The following is a 17,958-nucleotide window of genomic DNA, read 5'->3' as shown; positions in this document are numbered from 1 at the left end:
TACAAAGCCAGATGGTGACACAGCGCACCACAACCCAATGGGAACAGACCATGACAAGCAGAATCAATAAAAACGGTTTGCAAGTCGACACCCTGCTTGCCGAGCTTGTTGAAACACAAATCTTGCCGGGCACACATGTGACACCGCAAGATTTTTGGGCAGGCTTCGCAGCCGCCGTTGACAAACTCACCCCGATCAACCGCGCCCTGCTTGCCAAACGCGACGCCCTTCAAGCCAAGATTGATACGTGGTGCCAGGCCCAAAGAGACGCTCTGCCAGACCAAGCGGCCTACAAGGCCTTCCTGCAAGACATCGGCTATCTCGTGCCCGAAGGCCCCGATTTTTCTGTCGGCACACAGAATGTCGATGCCGAGATCGCCACCATCGCCGGACCGCAACTGGTGGTGCCAGTCATGAACGCCCGATTTGCTCTCAATGCCGCCAATGCACGCTGGGGCAGTTTGTATGACGCCTTTTATGGCACCGATGTCATCAGCCAAGAGGGCGATTTGGCAGTAGGGGCCTCTTTCAACGAAGCACGGGCGAAAGAAGTCATCAGCAGAACATGTGCCTTTCTCGATCAAGCCGTACCCTTGGCCAAAGGCAAACATGCAGACGCGGTACATTATGCCGTCTCTGAAGACCACAAACAGCTCACTATCACCTTGAGCGATGGCAGCAAGACCGCTTTGCAAACGCCTGAGCAATTTGCCGGCCATGTGGATGATACCGTGATTTTGGTCAAAAACAACGGCCTGCATATCGAATTACAGGTGCAGCCAGATCACCCAATCGGCAAGCTCTCGTCCGCAGGCATCAAAGATGTGGTGATGGAATCCGCCATCAGCACCATACAAGACTGTGAAGATTCCATTGCTGCGGTGGACGCAGAAGACAAATGCATCGTTTACAGCAACTGGTTGGGCCTGATGAAGGGCACCTTGCAGGACAGCTTTGAAAAAGCAGGGAAAACCGTCTCGCGGAAGCTCAACCTAGATCGCAGCTATACCGGCACCAACGGCCAGCCAATGTCTCTGCACGGGCGTAGTCTGCTGCTGGTGCGCAACGTTGGCCATCTGATGACCAACGACGCTATTCTGGACCCAAAAGGCGCCGAAATCTTTGAAGGCATTATGGACGCCTTCATGACGGTTGCTTGCGCGCTGCATGACCTGTCTCGCAAAGGCAACAGCCGCACGGGCAGCATCTATATTGTCAAACCCAAGATGCATGGGCCGGAAGAAGTGGCCTTCACCGAACAATTGTTCAGCGCTGTCGAAGACGCTCTTTCGCTGCCACGCAACACCATAAAAGTGGGTGTGATGGATGAAGAGCGCCGCACCACGGTTAATCTGAAAGAATGTATCCGTCAGGTCAAAGACCGGATTGTTTTCATCAACACCGGTTTTCTTGATCGCACAGGCGATGAAATCCACACGTCAATGCACGCTGGTTTGTTTTTACCAAAAGACGAAATCAAGGCTCAGCCTTGGATCGCCTCCTATGAAGACTGGAATGTCGATATCGGCCTTGAAACCGGCCTAAAAGGCAAAGCCCAGATCGGCAAAGGCATGTGGGCCAAACCCGATGAGATGGCAGAAATGATGATTGCCAAGATCGGCCATCCCAAAGCCGGAGCCAGCTGCGCATGGGTGCCGTCCCCCACGGCGGCCTCCTTGCATGCCATGCATTACCATCTTGTCAATGTTTCTTCAGTGCAAGATACCCTTAAAAAGCGCCCGCGTGCTGATTTGGACAAAATCCTGACGGTGCCATTGATGAAGGGGCGCAATCTGGATGGCGACACCATTCAGTCCGAGCTGGACAACAACGCACAGGGTATTCTTGGCTATGTGGTGCGCTGGATTGATCAGGGAATCGGTTGCTCCAAAGTGCCCGATATCAATGATGTTGCACTGATGGAAGATCGAGCAACCTTGCGCATTTCCAGCCAGCATATGGCCAATTGGTTGCGGCATGGTTTTGTCAGCCAAGATCAGGTCATGGAAACCATGCAACGCATGGCTGCCGTTGTTGACCGCCAAAATGCGGGCGACCCGCTCTATACAAATATGGCGGGCAATTTTGAAAATTCGGTCGCATTCCAAGCAGCCTGCGATCTGGTCTTCAAGGGCGCCGAGCAACCCAACGGCTACACCGAGCCACTGCTCCACAAAAGACGAAAAGAAGCAAAGCAGCAACAAGCGTCATAAAGGCGGTTGTTGGCCATCAAAACGAGATGAAAACAGAGACAGTCGAGCGGATGGTTGGCGCCCAAACAGGCACACCTCCGCTCGATATGTGTGAGCAATCCACTCGTCCTACCCCTGAGGGATTCGGCATATAGACTGCGCACAAACCGATTGAAGACCAGCGGTTGCCTAGCGCGCAGAAAGCCTGAAGCCGTACTTGGGCTCAAGGCTCTTTCTTGGGTTCGAGCAAATCGCGCAGTGAGGCCGCAACGGCAGCTTTGATCTTTTGTTTTTCGCTATCATCAAAGTCATTGCGTGGTGGTTTGACCGCTTGATAGGCGACAAAGAGATTGCCGACCTGCTCCACAATATCCAAAACATCAATGCCGTGAGAAGCGATATAGTCCGAGATAAAACCGGCAAATTCCCACAGAAACAACATATCGCCCGGCATCGTGCCATCGGCCCGGGCGACGCCATAATCTTCATTCTGGGTTGGCTCGCCAAAATAGGCTTCATAGGTCTCTGTTTCATCAACCGCCTTGGCCATTGCCAATGTTAATTTCCCCCGAAGCGCGGCTTCGCTCATAGTCATCGGCATATCATCTGTTCCAAATTCAACTCTATTTTGTCCAACTTGTTCCGCGCCCAATAGGCAACGCAACGCAACATCAGGTAGAAGATCGCCGAAATTACCCCAACAATCAAGGCAGAAGGTAAATCAGACGTGCGGACCAAACCAATTAGAAAATCCCACGACACTGGCGCTTGCAATACAGAGCGCCGAGCCGAAGCAAGCATGTCCGTAAGCACAAGATGCATAATACCCGTCATGACAAAGACAATCAGCGCACCTTGCGTGGTGACCAATGCAAACCGTGTTCTGTTGACGACAAAAAAATTCTTATACTGATGATATAAAAATACCACACCCAGACAAAGCATCCCCAGCAGCATGGTGTTCACCACCAAACCGGTGTTTAAAAACTCCAGTGTTATAAAATGACGCAGGAACGGTTGGCAGAACAATAAGACCACCACACAGACCACAAAATATTCAACAGCATTGCCCGGAGCTATCATAAAGCGCAGCAGTAGTCTTTTTAACAATTGGCCGGTGCGCCTTGGCTCGCTTTTGCGCATCTTCACAAGTTTTTTGATCCCCAGATAGAAGCAAGCAAAGAAAAAAGTTAATAGCAAGATAAGCCCCGGCAGCCCCATCAACTGGGCATTTTCATTAGAAAAAGCATCCCAATAGACCGCCTTCAAAGCACCGAAAAGTCCTGGCCCTGCGATTTCGACAGCAAGGATCGACAATAAGGTCAAAACCCAAGGGAACGTTGGCCGCATCAAAAGTTGGGGCGGCCTTTTGGGTAGACAGCGATACAACACAAAAAAGGCAGCAAGAGCAGCGGCGTCAAACGCCAAAATAGAAAAGCACCAGTCTTTGGGCGCGACAAGGATATAAAGTGTGCGAATGCTGAAAGCCACACCCCAGAAAAATACCAGCAAGTTGCGCGCGTGCAAACTGTAGCCCTGTCTATGCTGATCGCGCTCATAGCCCGAAATATTGTTGCTCAAGGCACAGATCGCATCCGGTCGGCGCAAGTCAGTTTGCAAGCCATAGGGATTTTCGGCATCTGGTACAAAAGTGAAAGCCGCTTGGTCGGCAAAAAACTCACGCGCTTTGATATAGGACACCCACATGCCATAAAAACACAGCGCCACGCTGGAACAAAAAAGCAAAAAGACGGTTAGCGACAGTGGGACCGTTAGCAGAGGCCCCATCGGTGATGAGGAGGCCAGCGCTGACCCCAGAAGAAGAACAGGCCCCAAAAGCGATAAAAAGACAAAGACATAAATTGAAATCACAACCAGAAAAACGGAATTGGCCAGATTGTCTTTTGTGACGGCATGAGCATATTCATGCACCATAAAAAACGTCAGGGTCTTGGTCTGGTTCTCAGCTGGCTTGCCTTTCAGAAGCCGCGAAACCTGTCCCTTCGGGGCAAAAAAGACACGACCAACAGAAAAGAATGCGTTGCTCACCAAGCCTTCGCGGATAATAGGGGTCTGAATATCTTTGAAATAGCCAACCCTCGCCAGCAACTCACGTGTAGCGGCGCCGGCCTGTTTATTTTGAGTGAGAGACGCGCCTATTGGGCGAGAAAATCGCCGATAATGTGCGATAAAGAGGATTGAGACGAGAACACCTGTAACTGCCCATGCAGACAGATCCAAGATTGATCGCCCTCTTGCGCTCTCAAATTGCGCAACCACACCACCCAACCACCGCACCAACTCCATAGGGTTAGAATGCAGATAGAGATTAAACTCCTGCACAAAATGATACAGACCACGAGCGGTATCAAGACTATGCAGGACCGTCATCATAAGAAAAAGAGTGGCCACCCCGCCAAAGACAACAAAAGCGGTCACACACCATAAGTTCTTACCCGACAGCACAAACCTATGGATTGCAGTTGCAAGACTATGGGTGTCGTTTGATGCTTGGGTCATATCAAGAATAGTCTCTAATGCAAGAAAAGCTCAAACGCAATCAAGGCGCGTACTACGCATAACTAAAACCCAAATCGACAAAACGCAACCTAATACAACTGTAATTTCTAGATCCACAACCTTTTGTCGCAAAAAGAGCAATAGACCCAAAGCTCGGCACAGCCCCATCCTCATCTCTTGCGCCAGGGGTATTCAGAACCGGTCGGTGCGGTACATAAATATTGCCAAAGTACTTTGCTCGGAAATTATGCTGCGTAAAATTTACGCCTGCCCATTATTTAGGCATAAATCTACCTAATGGTGACTATAATAAGCATTAATACGCATACACTTACCTAGCACTCACCACGGGCACCCAGCAGTTCCTAACAATTCGATATTAGAATCAACGGTCTAATAAATCCGCCAACGAATGTTTAAGCTTTGGCATAGGCCTTGCAATTCTAGCTCCATCACACTTCCAGATGGAGAATAAAAACGTGCCTTTGAAAATTTCCCGCCTTGCTGCTGCTTTGGCTATCACCACTTCATTGATTTCTGCTTCTGCTGCTCTTGCAGAAGAAACCATTAAAGTCGGCGTTCTGCACTCCCTGTCCGGTACAATGGCTATTTCTGAGACAACGCTGAAAGACGCCATGCTGATGCTCATCGAAGAGCAGAATAAAAAGGGTGGTCTACTTGGCAAAAAACTCGAGCCTGTTGTTGTTGACCCTGCTTCCGACTGGCCTTTGTTTGCCGAGAAAGCCCGCGAACTAATCGACGTCAACAAAGTCTCCGCCGTCTTCGGAGCTTGGACATCGGTATCTCGTAAATCAGTTCTGCCGGTATTTGAAGAATTGAACTCCATCCTGTTCTACCCTGTACAGTATGAAGGCGAAGAATCGCAGCGTAACGTGTTCTACACTGGCGCCGCACCAAACCAGCAGGCAATCCCTGCCGTTGATTATTTGATGGCAGAAGAAGAAGTCGAACGCTGGGTTTTGGCTGGAACAGACTATGTCTATCCCCGCACAACCAACAAAATCCTTGAAGCTTACCTCAAAGCCAAAGGCGTTGCTGCAGAAGACATCATGATCAACTACACACCATTTGGCCATTCTGATTGGCAGACAATTGTGTCTGACGTCAAAGCCTTTGGTGCTGCTGGCAAAAAAACCGCTGTTGTGTCTACCATCAACGGCGATGCCAACGTTCCTTTCTATAAAGAACTGGCCAACCAGGGCATCAAAGCCGAAGACATTCCTGTGGTCGCCTTCTCCGTGGGTGAAGAAGAACTTGCTGGTCTAGACACAGCACCGCTTGTTGGTCATCTGGCTGCATGGAACTATTTTCAGTCTGTTGAATCCGACGCCAATGCGTCCTTCATCGAAGCTTGGAAAGCCTACACCAAAGACCCGGCTCGCGTGACCAACGATCCAATGGAAGCGCACTATATTGGGTTCAATATGTGGGTCAAAGCGGTTGAGAAAGCTGGCACCACCGATGCGGATGCCGTAATCGACGCTCTGATTGGTGTTGCTGTACCAAACCTGACCGGCGGCTATTCTGCCATGATGCCAAACCATCACATCACCAAGCCGGTTCTGATTGGCGAAATTCAGGATGATGGCCAGTTTGATGTTGTCTATGAAACAGCAGGTCTGGTGCCCGGTGATGCATGGTCAGACTTCCTGCCAGATTCTGCCAAACTGATCTCTGATTGGCGCGCGCCGCTGTCTTGCGGCAACTTCAACACCGAAACCAAAACATGTGGCGGCAAAGGCGAATAATCTCCTTTTCTGACCAACCTTAATCCCGATGGCGGCCCACCCTTCTAAAGAGGGACAAGCTGCCATCGGGACATTTCCATAAAGACAAGAGAGTGCCCATGTCTCTTCCTCGCGCATTGATAGCGTGTTTGTTCTTTCTATTTGCGGCCCCCGTTGCCGTGAGTGCGCAAGAGGTGGACCTGCCCGGTTCCATTGCACAACTTGCCCAAGGCAAATTGAAAGATCGAGCCGCCAAAGTCGAAATCCTTCTCAAGTCTGGCGACCCTCGTGTTGCAACAGTTCTCAATCAATTGGCAGAAGGCACGCTCTATTACCGTAAATCGGACAAAAAGGTTTTCCTGACCGAGAAAACAGGAAAGACCTACGCCCTCACCGACCCCCTGACCGGTGAGGAGATCAAAGACCAGTCCAAATCCAATCTCAAAAAAATCAAAGCCAACAACAGTCTGCGCCGAACCATCCGCGACGGACTGAGCCTTTTTGCCTTGTCGAGCAGCGATCCCGATGAACGCATGCAGGCGGCGGAAACGGTTTTTAAATCCAAAGATCCGATTGCCTTGCCGTTGATCGAAGCACGCCTTCTTAAGGAAGAGATTGCTGAAATTTTATCTCTGCTCAATCAGGCAAAATCAGCCATCGTACTCTCGTCCGCAGATATGCCAGACACCGCAAAACTGGAAGCAATCAGTATTTTGCGCACAATGGGTGGTCGTGGCGCATTGACATTGCTGAGCGCTGTTGAAGCTGCGCCCAAAAGCGCCGTAGCACAAGCAACCCAGCTGGCGATCACGAGCATTGAACGCCGCCTGTCCATCTGGGATGCAGTCCAAAACATCTGGTACGGCCTATCGCTCGGCTCTGTGCTTTTATTGGCCTCCATCGGTCTTGCCATCACCTTTGGCGTGATGGGGGTCATCAACATGGCCCATGGTGAAATGGTGATGATTGGGGCCTACACCACCTTCGCGGTGCAACAGGCCGTTCAAATTTTTGCTCCGGGTTTGACCGACTATTCCCTGCTCCTTGCGCTTCCTGCGGCCTTTCTGGCTGCCGGTCTGGTTGGCCTCATTCTGGAGCGCGGCATCATCCGCTTTCTTTACGGTCGTCCGTTGGAAACCTTATTGGCAACATGGGGCGTATCCTTGGTGCTGCAACAAACCGTGCGCACCATTTTTGGCCCCTCCAACAAAGAGGTGGTCAACCCAAGTTGGATGTCGGGTGCGGTTGAATTGGCTGGCCTGTCCCTGACATGGAACCGCATCTGGATCTTCTTCTTTGCTTTGGCCGTATTTGGCCTGTTGTTCCTGCTGCTCAAGCGCACCCCGATGGGGCTGCAAATGCGCGCGGTCACCCAAAACCGCAAAATGGCTTCATCGATGGGCATCCGCACCCCTTGGGTTGATGCTTTCACCTTCGCTCTGGGGTCTGGCATCGCCGGGGTGGCCGGTGTGGCCCTGTCCCAAATCGGCAATGTCTCCCCCAACTTGGGCCAAAGCTACATCATCGACAGCTTCATGGTTGTGGTGTTTGGCGGCGTTGGCAATCTGTGGGGCACCCTGATCGGTGCCATCACACTGGGTGTGGCGAACAAATTCCTTGAACCCTTCGCCGGTGCCGTACTTGGCAAAATCTTCGTGCTGGTCTTTATCATTCTCTTCATACAGAAACGCCCGCGTGGTCTGTTTGCACTCAAAGGAAGGTCCGTAGAGCAATGATTTCCGGCTTTTTGTTTCGTGGATTACAAGGACGCATTGCTTGGGTTGCAGCAGCACTCGCACTGATTGCCGTGCTGGTCCCCTTCCTCAATCTCTCGCTTGCGCCCGACCATGCGCTGCATATCCCTGACTATGCCGTCTCTCTTTTCGGCAAATATCTCACCTATGCCTTGCTGGCCTTGGCGCTGGATCTGGTTTGGGGGTATTGCGGCATTCTTTCGCTCGGTCACGGCGCTTTTTTTGCGCTGGGTGGCTATGTAATGGGCATGTATCTCATGCGCCAAATCGGTTCACGCGGCGTTTATGGTGATCCGATTTTGCCTGACTTTATGGTCTTTCTGAACTGGAAAGAATTGCCTTGGTATTGGTTCGGGTTTGACCAATTTTGGTTCACCCTCCTGATGATCTTTGCTGTGCCCGGTCTACTGGCATTTGTCTTTGGCTGGTTTGCCTTCCGGTCACGGGTAACTGGGGTCTATCTCTCTATCATCACCCAAGCCATGACCTATGCGCTTTTGCTGGCGTTCTTCCGCAATGACATGGGCTTTGGCGGCAACAATGGCCTGACCGATTTTAAAGACATCCTTGGCTTCACCTTGCAAAACGGCGGCACCCGCGCCGGCCTCTTCTCAGCCTCCGCCTTTGCGCTTTGTCTGTCGCTCATCCTCAGCTCGGCCATCGTACGCTCGCGCTTTGGCAAAGTGTTGATCGCCACCCGAGAGGCCGAATCCCGCGCCCGTTTTCTTGGCTATCGTGTGGAACATGTGAAATTGTTTGTCTTTACCGTTTCAGCCATGATGGCAGGTCTTGCTGGTGCTCTGTATGTGCCTCAAGTGGGCATTATCAACCCCGGCGAATTTGCCCCAGCAAACTCCATTGAAGTGGTCATTTGGACTGCCATTGGTGGGCGCGGCACATTAATCGGCCCGATTTTGGGCGCTATCACGGTCAATTTGGGCAAGAGCTGGTTCACAGCCGCTCTGCCGGAATATTGGCTCTTTGCCCTTGGCGCGCTGTTTGTTGCTGTCACTCTGTTTTTGCCAAAAGGCATCATGGGTGCCATGGCCAGCGTGCGCCAGAAATTCTCTGCCAAAAAATCGGCACCCTCTGATCCTGTCATCGGCACGCCGGCCACAGAGCAAAGCGGAGACGCCTCATGACCGAAGATCTGCCTCTCACCCCTGTCCTGCTCTATCTGGATGATGTGTCCGTTTCCTTTGACGGCTTTAAAGCCATTAATGGCCTGTCTCTGGCCATCGAAGCGGGGGAAATGCGCGCCATCATTGGCCCCAATGGTGCTGGAAAAACCACCATGATGGACATCATTACCGGTAAAACCCGCCCGGATTCCGGCGATGTTTTGTTTGAAGGTGATATGGACCTTACCCAGCATGATGAAACCGAAATCGCACAGGCTGGCATCGGTCGTAAGTTTCAAAAACCAACGGTTTTTGAAGATCAAACCGTGCGTGAAAATATCGAATTAGCCCTCGCTGGTGAGCGTAGTGTGTTCGCCTCGCTTTTCTATCAAGAAAGCGAGGCGGACAAGGCCAGAATCAACGCCCTACTGGACACCGTTCGCCTCACCCATCGCGCCAGCGAGTTGGCCGCAGACCTGTCACACGGCCAAAAACAATGGCTGGAGATCGGCATGCTGTTGGCACAGGACCCCAAGCTGCTGTTGGTCGATGAGCCGGTCGCCGGCATGACCGATGCCGAAACTATTGAGACGGCCAAATTGTTGCGCGAAATCGCCAAAACGCGCTCCGTCATCGTTGTTGAGCACGACATGGGCTTCATCCGCGACCTTGATGTCAAAGTCACAGTGTTGGCCGAAGGATCGGTTCTCGCTGAAGGATCGCTCGACCATGTCAGCGCCCATCCAGACGTCATTGAAAGCTATTTGGGGAGATAATCATGAGTGAAGCGATCGAAATTACCCCAAAAACAGATGGGCCGGACACAAGCATCGTAATCGACGGCATGCCAGAGACGGCTGCTCTCAAGGTGCAGTCAATCGATCTGCATTATGGTGCGGCCCAAGCTTTACGCAATGTATCCTTGGTGGTTGAAAAAGCAAAAATCACCTGTGTGCTCGGCCGCAACGGCGTTGGTAAATCTTCGCTCTTGCGGGCGATCGTCGGGCAACATCCCGTCTCAAACGGGGAGATTCTTTTGGGGAGGGATGCAATCACCAAGGCCCCTTCCTATACCCGCGCAGGAAAGGGCATAGGCTATGTGCCTCAAGGCCGCGAGATCTTTGCGCAATTGACCGTAAAGGAAAATCTGGAAACCGGTTACGCCCGCCTGCCGCGCAAGCAACGCTTTATCGAAGAAGAAATCTTTGAACTCTTCCCGATTCTCAAGGATATGCTATCACGCCGTGGTGGAGACCTTTCCGGCGGTCAGCAGCAACAATTGGCCATAGGGCGCGCCTTGGTTACACGCCCCGACATTCTGGTATTGGACGAACCCACTGAAGGCATTCAGCCATCGATCATCAAGGATATCGGCCGCGCCATCACGTATCTGCGCGACGAAAAAGGAATGGCCATTCTTCTGGTTGAACAATATCTGGATTTCTGTCGCGAATTGGCTGATGTTGTACACATTATGGACCGCGGCGAAATAACCCACTCCGGTCCCGCAGAAGATTTGGATAGGGATGATGTTCGCAGCTACCTCACCGTATGAGCCGACCATCAAACCCGTGCGGGCGCAACGCGCCAGCGGCACAGGGCGGGTCAGCTTCAAGCCCGGCTCTATGGGCACCACCGGCAAAACCATGCTGGATGGGCTCTATCAGCAAGGCTGTGCCAAAATCCGTTTGCCTAGGGTCTATGGCTCCAACGGGGCTGAGGCTGTTTTAATCAACAGCTCAGGCGGTCTGACCGGCGGTGATGACCTCAACTGGGATGTCTCGTGCGGCACAGGCACAGCAGCCGTTGCCACCACACAGGCCTGCGAAAAAATCTACAAGTCCAACGAAGGGCCTGCGCAAGTCTCCACCAATCTCACAGTCGCCGATGGAGCCCGCCTTGACTGGCTGCCACAAGAAACAATTCTGTTTGACCAATCTCAGTTGACCCGTAACCTACTGGTCGATCTGAGCGGCACAGCCCGTTTTCTTGCTGTCGAATCTGTTCTGCTCGGTCGTCTAGCCATGGGGGAAAAGGTCCATTCTGTCGGTTTTTCTGATAACTGGCGAATAAGGCGTGATGGTCAACTGCTTCACGCAGACACCCTAACCCTGAACGGAAATGTGACAGGCTTCGGGGCCAATGCGGCCGTCTTATCGAGCCACTCTAGCTTTTCGTCCCTTTGTTATATCGGCCCAGAAGATACAGAAAGCCTTGCAACTTTGGCCGATGGTGCCCGCCAATGCATCGCGCGCCAGCCTGACTGTCATGGTGGTGTCTCGGCCTTCAATGGCAAATTGCTGGTGCGCCTGAGCGCCCCCTACGGCTTGCAACTGCGTGCGGCGCTTATCCCGCTCATTCAACATTTACGGGCCGGGGAGCCTCTTCCCCGAGTCTGGACAACATAGAATAGAGGAGGAAATGTCATGAATTTGACCCCCCGTGAGAAAGACAAACTACTGATCGCCATGGCGGCGATGGTGGCGCGTCGTCGTCTGGAACGCGGCGTAGTGCTCAACCATCCCGAAGCCATCGCCTTGATTTCCGATTTCATCGTTGAAGGGGCTCGCGATGGCCGTTCTGTCGCGGACCTGATGGAAGCCGGAGCCCACATCATCAGCCGCGATCAAGTGATGGAAGGCATCCCCGAGATGATCCACGACATTCAGGTCGAAGCCACATTTCCCGACGGGGTCAAACTCGTCACCGTGCATGAACCAATCAGATAGGGAACAGACCATGATACCAGGTGAATTCATTCCCGCTGACGGGGACATCATGCTAAACGACGGCCTAGAGGTTACCGAATTGGAAGTCTCCAACACCGGCGACCGCCCCGTTCAGGTTGGCTCTCACTATCATTTTTTTGAAACCAATCCATCTCTTTCCTTTGACCGCACTGCTGCGCGTGGCCAACGGCTTGATATTGCCGCCGGCACTGCCGTTCGGTTCGAGCCGGGCCAAACACGCATTGTCAAACTGATCCCGCTGACAGGCAAACGCGAAGTCTATGGCTTTCGTGGCGAAATCGGAGGTGCCCTTTAATGGCTATTTCACTTTCAAGAGCCGCCTATGCGGACATGTTCGGCCCCACCACCGGCGATAAACTGCGTCTTGCTGACACTGAGCTATTCATCGAGGTGGAGCAAGATTTCACCTCCTACGGCGACGAAGTCAAATTCGGCGGCGGTAAAGTCATCCGCGACGGCATGGGCCAATCGCAAGTGGCTCGCGCCGATGGAGCCGTAGATACAGTCATCACCAACGCGTTGGTCGTTGATTATACCGGCATTTACAAAGCAGATATTGGCCTCAAAGACGGCGTCATTTGCGGCATCGGCAAAGCAGGTAACCCAGATACACAGACCGGCGTTGATATCATCATCGGTCCAGGCACCGAGGCCATCGCCGCTGAGGGCAAAATCCTGACAGCGGGCGGCATGGATGCCCATATCCATTTTATCTGCCCGCAGCAAATAGAAGAAGCATTGATGTCTGGCATCACTACGATGCTCGGCGGGGGTACAGGTCCAGCCCATGGCACTCTGGCGACGACTTGTACCCCTGGCCCTTGGCATATCGCCCGCATGATCGAAGCCGCCGATGCCTTCCCGATGAATCTGGCTTTTGCAGGCAAAGGCAACGCGTCACAGCCAAAGGCACTGGAAGAAATGCTCTTGGGTGGTGCAGCGGCACTGAAGCTGCATGAAGACTGGGGCACCACTCCCGCCGCCATCGACACCTGCCTCACGGTTGCAGATGCCCATGACGTTCAGGTGATGATCCACACGGATACTTTGAACGAATCCGGATTTGTCGAAAGCACCGTTGATGCCTTCAAAGGACGCACCATCCACGCGTTTCACACCGAAGGCGCTGGCGGTGGCCATGCCCCCGACATCATCAAAATCTGCGGCATGGACAATGTGATACCCTCTTCAACCAACCCGACAAGGCCCTACACAGCCAACACGGTGGCCGAGCATCTGGATATGCTGATGGTCTGTCACCATCTGGACGCCAACATCCCCGAAGATGTTGCTTTTGCCGAAAGCCGCATCCGCAAGGAAACCATCGCAGCGGAAGACATTTTGCATGATATGGGTGCCTTTTCGATTATTTCATCCGACAGTCAGGCCATGGGCCGCGTCGGCGAGGTGATCATCCGCACATGGCAGACCGCCGACAAAATGAAAAAGCAGCGCGGCAGTTTAAATTTGGAGCGTGGCAACAACGACAATGAGCGCGTCAAACGCTATATTGCCAAATACACCATCAACCCCGCCATCGCGCAGGGCATGAGCAAGCATATCGGCTCGATTGAAGTGGGCAAACGCGCAGACCTTGTGCTCTGGTCTCCGGCCTTCTTTGGCGTCAAACCCGATATGATCGTGATTGGCGGCACCATCGCAGCGGCGCCAATGGGCGATCCGAACGCCTCAATCCCAACCCCTCAGCCGGTCCATTACCGGCCAATGTTCGGAGCCTATGGCAAATCCCTGACCAACAGCTCTGTCACCTTCGTGTGTCAAGCCGCGATTGACAATGGCCTGTCCAAAAAATTGGGAACCGCCAAGACTATGGTTGCTGTCGAAAACACCCGCAGCGGTATTTCCAAAGCATCTATGATGCTCAATGATGCCACACCAGAAATATCCGTCGACCCGGAAACATACGAAGTGCGGGCTGACGGAGAAATCCTGACTTGTGAACCCGCAGAAGTGCTTCCTATGGCGCAACGCTATTTTCTGTTTTAGGAGGCAACCTTGTCAAACATCATAGCCTATAAAGTTCTCTCGCCAGATCAATGGACTGTTGAACCAGACGATCAGATTACCCTTGATGAAGAGGATCGCTTTCGCCGCCGCATCGCCCTGACCAGTGACAATGGTGTGGAATTTATGCTGTTGTTGCAAAGAGCTGAGCGGATCAATCACGGTGATGGTCTGTTGCTAGACAATGGGCATATGATCAAGGTGTTGGCCATCCCCGAACCACTGTATGAGGTTCGGGGGGCAGACGGGCTTGCTTTGCTGACCCTTGGCTGGCATCTGGGCAACCGACATCAACCAACTGAGATTTATGAAGATCATCTAAGGATCCGTCAGGATGCTGTGATCGCCGATATGCTTCAGGGATTGGGCGCAACGCTAACCCCTGTGACAGCACCTTTCTCTCCCGTCAGTGGAGCCTATGTCGGCAAGACAGCGCCCAATGCCCACGATCACAGCGAAGGCGCCGTACAGAGCCACACGCACGAGCATGACCATGCACATTGAGGGTGCCGGTGTACAAACTGCCAGTAACGGCCTGACGGGTGCCGCCCTTGTGCGACTTCTCACCTGGATGTCCCCAGCTTTTCCGGTGGGAGCCTTTAGTTATAGCCACGGCTTAGAAACGGCCATTGATGCAGGCACGCTACATGACCGCGTCAGCACACGGAACTGGCTTATTGCTTTGGTTAAGCGTGGTGGTGGCTGGTCCGATTCAGTGATGTTGGCGCTCAGCTGGAAAGCGGTTCAGCTTCAAAGCACTGCCTTGCTCGATTTGAACGACCACGCCCTAGCAATGGCCCCCAGTGCAGAGCGCTATATGGAAACCACTCAGCAAGGCGCCGCCTTTTTGCAAGCCAGTCGGACGTGGCCCTGCCCCGTCCATGATATGTTGGATCAAACAGGCACCAAGGTGATTGCTCTACCCGTCATTCTTGGCGCTGTGGCGCAGAATCAGAATATCGCGCTGGAAACCATATTACCCGCAGCAATTCACGCCTTTGCAGCCAATCTAATTTCGGTTGCCATGCGCCTTGTGCCACTGGGGCAAAGCGATGGCCTTTTGCTGCAGGCTGCCTTAGAGCCCATAGTTTTAGAAACGGCACAACGCGCAACAACAGCAACACTCGAAGACATCGGCAGCTGTTGCCTGCACTCTGACATTGCGGCAATGCAGCACGAGCATCTAACAACAAGGATCTTTCGGTCATGACTGCCAACAATCCTGATCACACGTCCCCATCGGCACTCAATGGCCCCATGCGTATTGGCATTGGTGGGCCTGTGGGAGCAGGCAAAACCACATTGACAGAAAAACTGTGCCTTGCCCTACGCGATCATTTTTCCATCGGGGTGGTGACTAATGACATCTATACCAAAGAGGATGCAATGGCCCTCGTGCGCAAGCAGGCATTGGCAGAGGATCGCGTCCTCGGCATCGAAACCGGAGGTTGCCCACACACCGCCATCCGCGAGGATGCCTCCATCAACCTTGCCGCTATCGATACGCTGTGCACCCGCCATCCTGATCTGGATATTGTCTTTATTGAATCCGGTGGCGATAATCTCGCAGCGACTTTTTCGCCTGATCTGGCAGACCTCACCCTCTATGTTATTTCGGTTTGTCAGGGCGACGACATTCCGCGTAAAGGTGGACCAGCCATTTCCCGATCAGACCTGTTAATCATCAACAAAACCGATCTGGCGCCCTATGTAGGCGCTGACCTCGATCGCATGCGGCTCGATACAGAAAATGCCCGCAAAGGCAAACCTTTCCAATTTGCTGATTTGTCCCGCGGCGTTGGGGTGGCTGAAATAGCTGCCCTTATTTGCAAGAAATCGGGACTCCAAACGCCAGATTTGGATGTCGCTTAAAGAATTACTCACTCAACACCGTGCACGGTAAAAATTCATCACTAGATTGATGGTACGATCCAATTAGGTCGGGTGCCACTGTCCTGAATGGCTTGTTCTAAATTCTGTCCTTTGAGAAAGCCATGATCGGTAACCAGCACCGAACCCCAGCCGCGCACACTCGCCCCCCAAATGTCTGTGTGCAGGCTATCCCCCATCATGGCAATCCGTTCTCGATTGAGTTTATCGCCAATCAGTTGCTCCACCCGATCATAAACACTGGCAAATGGTTTCCCATGAAAGGTCAGATCAAGGTCCGGTAGTTGATCGAGCAAATCATGCGCATAAAATCCGGGTTCCAAGGTTAACCCCACTTCGCGTGGAGCTACCAAATCCGGATTGGCAACAATCACCGGACGCGATCGCCTTTGTAAACTGGAGATCAAAAGCGACTGCCGCGCATTCTGCCAGCATTCGGTCGATAGAAAGATAAATCCATCCACATTGTCATACTGCGATTGATCATCGCGCAAAACAGAGCACTGGAAATTCACTTCTGTTGGATTGAAATTTGATGGTGCAATCACTCCCCATGTCATCGCCGGATCCATATCCAGCATTTGGGTTTCACAGACATCCCGAGACGAAATAAGTTCATCTTGTCCGAAGGCAAAGCCAAGCTTTTGAAACTTCACCACCACACTAGGAAAGGAATAAGAGGCAGCATTGGTCAGCACAAACAGTCGCTTTCCTGCTCGTTGCAATGCATCAATTCTATCACGAGCCCCCGCAATAGCAACGTCACCAACATTAAGAACTCCAAAGGCATCAAAAACAAAAACATCATAAAATGAAACGAGGTCCCCGAGGTGATTAGCTGTTTTCATCCTCCCTAGCCCTGAGTCAAATTCAGGCAACATTGGCAACCGGGATCGGATCACCTGATAGCGCTCAAAAGCTTCATTCGGTGTAAGCGTTAAAGTCTGCATTGGAATTCCTAAATAGCGCACATATAGTTGTTCGGCGTTGCCATAGCATGCAGCGCTCTGGACTGCAAAATCTCAAGGCGTCGTTGGCGTTTGAAAGATAAAGTGACAATACAAACGGTATTGGGGTCTCTCACTCGCCGACACACAAAATTGCCCGCAACATGGAGTTGAAAACACATGGCCAACCAGCCCGGCCCCAATGAGTTAAGCCTGCGAACTAAAATTGTGTAGCTTTAAAAGCACATGCTTGCTGGGCTGAGGGGGCTGATTGGGGGGGAAGATTTACAGGATAAAATCAATACACCATCAAATATCGGTCCCCATACGATTGGCGGCCTAAAAACAAAGATGTACGCCCTATTTCTTTTGCAGGTTTATCCCATCTAACCATCCTATTCGCTGATGATTAGGAAACAGCCCGTTCGATCCTACTAGAGATACTCGAAACACTGGAGCACAAGGTCATTGAAGCCTTTAACGGCTCTGAAGCCATTGCCTTAGCAAAAACGCATCTGCCCGACACCATTCTTATGGATAAGTCCATACCAGGCATGTCAGGACAAGAAGTAACAAAACTCTTGCGACAACATTTTGATTATCGGCTCGCCACTATGCCCATCATTACAATAACCAATCAATTGGTTAATCATAGAAGGGAGCAGCACTAAAAAACGTGTTTTGGGATTTCCTAATCAAACCATTTGATAAATTTTTACTTTCCAAAGTCCTCCAAAGCGCAATGGCGGCTGATACTTTCCGCAGGCGATTCATTACGCAATGCAGGCGTTACACATAAGACAAGCCGCGCAGACACTAAAAAGGACAGCCAACATCATCGGTTTAATACGACTGACTCAAACCGCGTATGAGATTGAACGAGGGGCGACACCGCAACCATTAGAAAGAGCACTCCGAGAAAGTATTCAAATTGTAAAATCAAAGAAGTCTCATATTCAGGTAAGACAGTAATATCAATTTAAGAATTGGTGATGAAGTTTATACAATTGT

Annotated in this window: 17 protein-coding genes; 14 read left to right on the top strand and 3 right to left on the bottom strand. The window is 51.9% G+C overall.

Annotation, left to right across the window (positions count from 1 at the left end):
- The first annotated feature begins 50 nt into the window (after window positions 1–50).
- Entirely contained in the window at window positions 51–2,213 is a 2,163-nt protein-coding gene (locus C0081_RS05045) for a malate synthase G (RefSeq protein ID WP_101532723.1), read from the top strand.
- 202 nt (window positions 2,214–2,415) lie between these two features.
- Here C0081_RS05045 and C0081_RS05040 read toward each other — a convergent pair whose 3' ends face one another.
- Both C0081_RS05040 and C0081_RS05035 read right to left on the bottom strand, forming a co-directional pair.
- On the bottom strand, window positions 2,416–2,787 hold the full coding sequence (locus C0081_RS05040) for a hypothetical protein (protein WP_146006407.1): 372 nt from the start codon (window positions 2,785–2,787) through the stop codon (window positions 2,416–2,418).
- The gene (locus C0081_RS05035; protein WP_101532721.1) at window positions 2,784–4,712 is read right to left on the bottom strand and encodes a M48 family metalloprotease; all 1,929 of its coding nucleotides are present in this window, start codon (window positions 4,710–4,712) and stop codon (window positions 2,784–2,786) included. The genes C0081_RS05040 and C0081_RS05035 overlap by 4 nt, the downstream gene beginning before the upstream one ends.
- Before the next feature lie 479 nt (window positions 4,713–5,191).
- Here C0081_RS05035 and urtA point away from each other — a divergent pair, with 479 nt between their 5' ends.
- From urtA to ureG, 12 genes are all read left to right on the top strand, one after another.
- The gene (gene urtA, locus C0081_RS05030) at window positions 5,192–6,481 is read left to right on the top strand and encodes an urea ABC transporter substrate-binding protein (RefSeq protein WP_245417863.1); all 1,290 of its coding nucleotides are present in this window, start codon (window positions 5,192–5,194) and stop codon (window positions 6,479–6,481) included.
- Window positions 6,482–6,579: 98 nt separating this feature from the next.
- A complete protein-coding gene (gene urtB / locus C0081_RS05025; RefSeq protein ID WP_101532719.1) occupies window positions 6,580–8,196 on the top strand; it encodes an urea ABC transporter permease subunit UrtB in 1,617 nt (538 codons plus the stop codon).
- On the top strand, window positions 8,193–9,356 hold the full coding sequence (gene urtC / locus C0081_RS05020) for an urea ABC transporter permease subunit UrtC (RefSeq protein ID WP_101532718.1): 1,164 nt from the start codon (window positions 8,193–8,195) through the stop codon (window positions 9,354–9,356). The genes urtB and urtC overlap by 4 nt, the downstream gene beginning before the upstream one ends.
- Window positions 9,353–10,111: an urea ABC transporter ATP-binding protein UrtD gene (gene urtD, locus C0081_RS05015; protein WP_101532717.1), complete on the top strand. Its 759-nt coding sequence runs from the start codon at window positions 9,353–9,355 to the stop codon at window positions 10,109–10,111. Before urtC ends, urtD begins: the two co-directional genes overlap by 4 nt.
- A 68-nt stretch (window positions 10,112–10,179) precedes the next feature.
- Window positions 10,180–10,890 (top strand): urea ABC transporter ATP-binding subunit UrtE, encoded by a 711-nt coding sequence (gene urtE, locus C0081_RS05010; RefSeq protein WP_101532823.1) that lies wholly within the window; start codon window positions 10,180–10,182, stop codon window positions 10,888–10,890.
- Window positions 10,862–11,743: an urease accessory protein UreD gene (locus C0081_RS05005; protein WP_180966763.1), complete on the top strand. Its 882-nt coding sequence runs from the start codon at window positions 10,862–10,864 to the stop codon at window positions 11,741–11,743. The genes urtE and C0081_RS05005 overlap by 29 nt, the downstream gene beginning before the upstream one ends.
- Window positions 11,744–11,761: 18 nt before the next feature.
- The gene (locus tag C0081_RS05000; protein ID WP_101532715.1) at window positions 11,762–12,064 is read left to right on the top strand and encodes an urease subunit gamma; all 303 of its coding nucleotides are present in this window, start codon (window positions 11,762–11,764) and stop codon (window positions 12,062–12,064) included.
- A 10-nt stretch (window positions 12,065–12,074) separates the two neighbouring features.
- Window positions 12,075–12,380 (top strand): urease subunit beta, encoded by a 306-nt coding sequence (locus tag C0081_RS04995; protein ID WP_101532714.1) that lies wholly within the window; start codon window positions 12,075–12,077, stop codon window positions 12,378–12,380.
- Window positions 12,380–14,092 (top strand): urease subunit alpha, encoded by a 1,713-nt coding sequence (gene ureC / locus C0081_RS04990; RefSeq protein WP_101532713.1) that lies wholly within the window; start codon window positions 12,380–12,382, stop codon window positions 14,090–14,092. Before C0081_RS04995 ends, ureC begins: the two co-directional genes overlap by 1 nt.
- 9 nt (window positions 14,093–14,101) lie before the next feature.
- Window positions 14,102–14,614, top strand: coding sequence for an urease accessory protein UreE (locus tag C0081_RS04985; protein ID WP_245417862.1), 513 nt, complete (start codon window positions 14,102–14,104; stop codon window positions 14,612–14,614).
- Window positions 14,598–15,320, top strand: coding sequence for an urease accessory protein UreF (locus tag C0081_RS04980; RefSeq protein WP_101532712.1), 723 nt, complete (start codon window positions 14,598–14,600; stop codon window positions 15,318–15,320). The genes C0081_RS04985 and C0081_RS04980 overlap by 17 nt, the downstream gene beginning before the upstream one ends.
- A complete protein-coding gene (gene ureG, locus C0081_RS04975) occupies window positions 15,317–15,982 on the top strand; it encodes an urease accessory protein UreG (protein ID WP_245417861.1) in 666 nt (221 codons plus the stop codon). The genes C0081_RS04980 and ureG overlap by 4 nt, the downstream gene beginning before the upstream one ends.
- Before the next feature lie 41 nt (window positions 15,983–16,023).
- On the opposite strand, the gene C0081_RS04970 is transcribed toward ureG, so the two are convergent.
- Entirely contained in the window at window positions 16,024–16,950 is a 927-nt protein-coding gene (locus C0081_RS04970; RefSeq protein ID WP_101532711.1) for an HAD-IIA family hydrolase, read from the bottom strand.
- Between the two features lie 425 nt (window positions 16,951–17,375).
- On the opposite strand from C0081_RS04970, the gene C0081_RS23845 reads away from it, so the two are divergent.
- Entirely contained in the window at window positions 17,376–17,618 is a 243-nt protein-coding gene (locus C0081_RS23845) for a response regulator (protein ID WP_101532710.1), read from the top strand.
- Window positions 17,619–17,958: the final 340 nt, after the last annotated feature.

Source organism: Cohaesibacter celericrescens (assembly GCF_002866925.1).
Taxonomy (GTDB): Bacteria; Pseudomonadota; Alphaproteobacteria; order Rhizobiales; family Cohaesibacteraceae; genus Cohaesibacter; species Cohaesibacter celericrescens.
This window is presented reverse-complemented; position numbering and strand designations above follow the sequence as displayed.

Bases quoted from the DNA above. Each gene is read 5' to 3' on its own strand.
- ureG (WP_245417861.1), top strand. From the start codon at position 15,317: ATGACTGCCAACAATCCTGATCACACGTCCCCATCGGCACTCAATGGC.
- C0081_RS05000 (WP_101532715.1), top strand. From the start codon at position 11,762: ATGAATTTGACCCCCCGTGAGAAAGACAAACTACTGATCGCCATGGCG.
- C0081_RS04980 (WP_101532712.1), top strand. From the start codon at position 14,598: ATGACCATGCACATTGAGGGTGCCGGTGTACAAACTGCCAGTAACGGC.
- C0081_RS05035 (WP_101532721.1), bottom strand. From the start codon at position 4,712: ATGACCCAAGCATCAAACGACACCCATAGTCTTGCAACTGCAATCCAT.
- C0081_RS05005 (WP_180966763.1), top strand. From the start codon at position 10,862: ATGATGTTCGCAGCTACCTCACCGTATGAGCCGACCATCAAACCCGTG.
- C0081_RS04995 (WP_101532714.1), top strand. From the start codon at position 12,075: ATGATACCAGGTGAATTCATTCCCGCTGACGGGGACATCATGCTAAAC.
- C0081_RS04970 (WP_101532711.1), bottom strand. From the start codon at position 16,950: ATGCAGACTTTAACGCTTACACCGAATGAAGCTTTTGAGCGCTATCAG.
- urtD (WP_101532717.1), top strand. From the start codon at position 9,353: ATGACCGAAGATCTGCCTCTCACCCCTGTCCTGCTCTATCTGGATGAT.
- urtB (WP_101532719.1), top strand. From the start codon at position 6,580: ATGTCTCTTCCTCGCGCATTGATAGCGTGTTTGTTCTTTCTATTTGCG.
- ureC (WP_101532713.1), top strand. From the start codon at position 12,380: ATGGCTATTTCACTTTCAAGAGCCGCCTATGCGGACATGTTCGGCCCC.
- C0081_RS05045 (WP_101532723.1), top strand. From the start codon at position 51: ATGACAAGCAGAATCAATAAAAACGGTTTGCAAGTCGACACCCTGCTT.
- urtE (WP_101532823.1), top strand. From the start codon at position 10,180: ATGCCAGAGACGGCTGCTCTCAAGGTGCAGTCAATCGATCTGCATTAT.
- C0081_RS05040 (WP_146006407.1), bottom strand. From the start codon at position 2,787: ATGACTATGAGCGAAGCCGCGCTTCGGGGGAAATTAACATTGGCAATG.
- urtC (WP_101532718.1), top strand. From the start codon at position 8,193: ATGATTTCCGGCTTTTTGTTTCGTGGATTACAAGGACGCATTGCTTGG.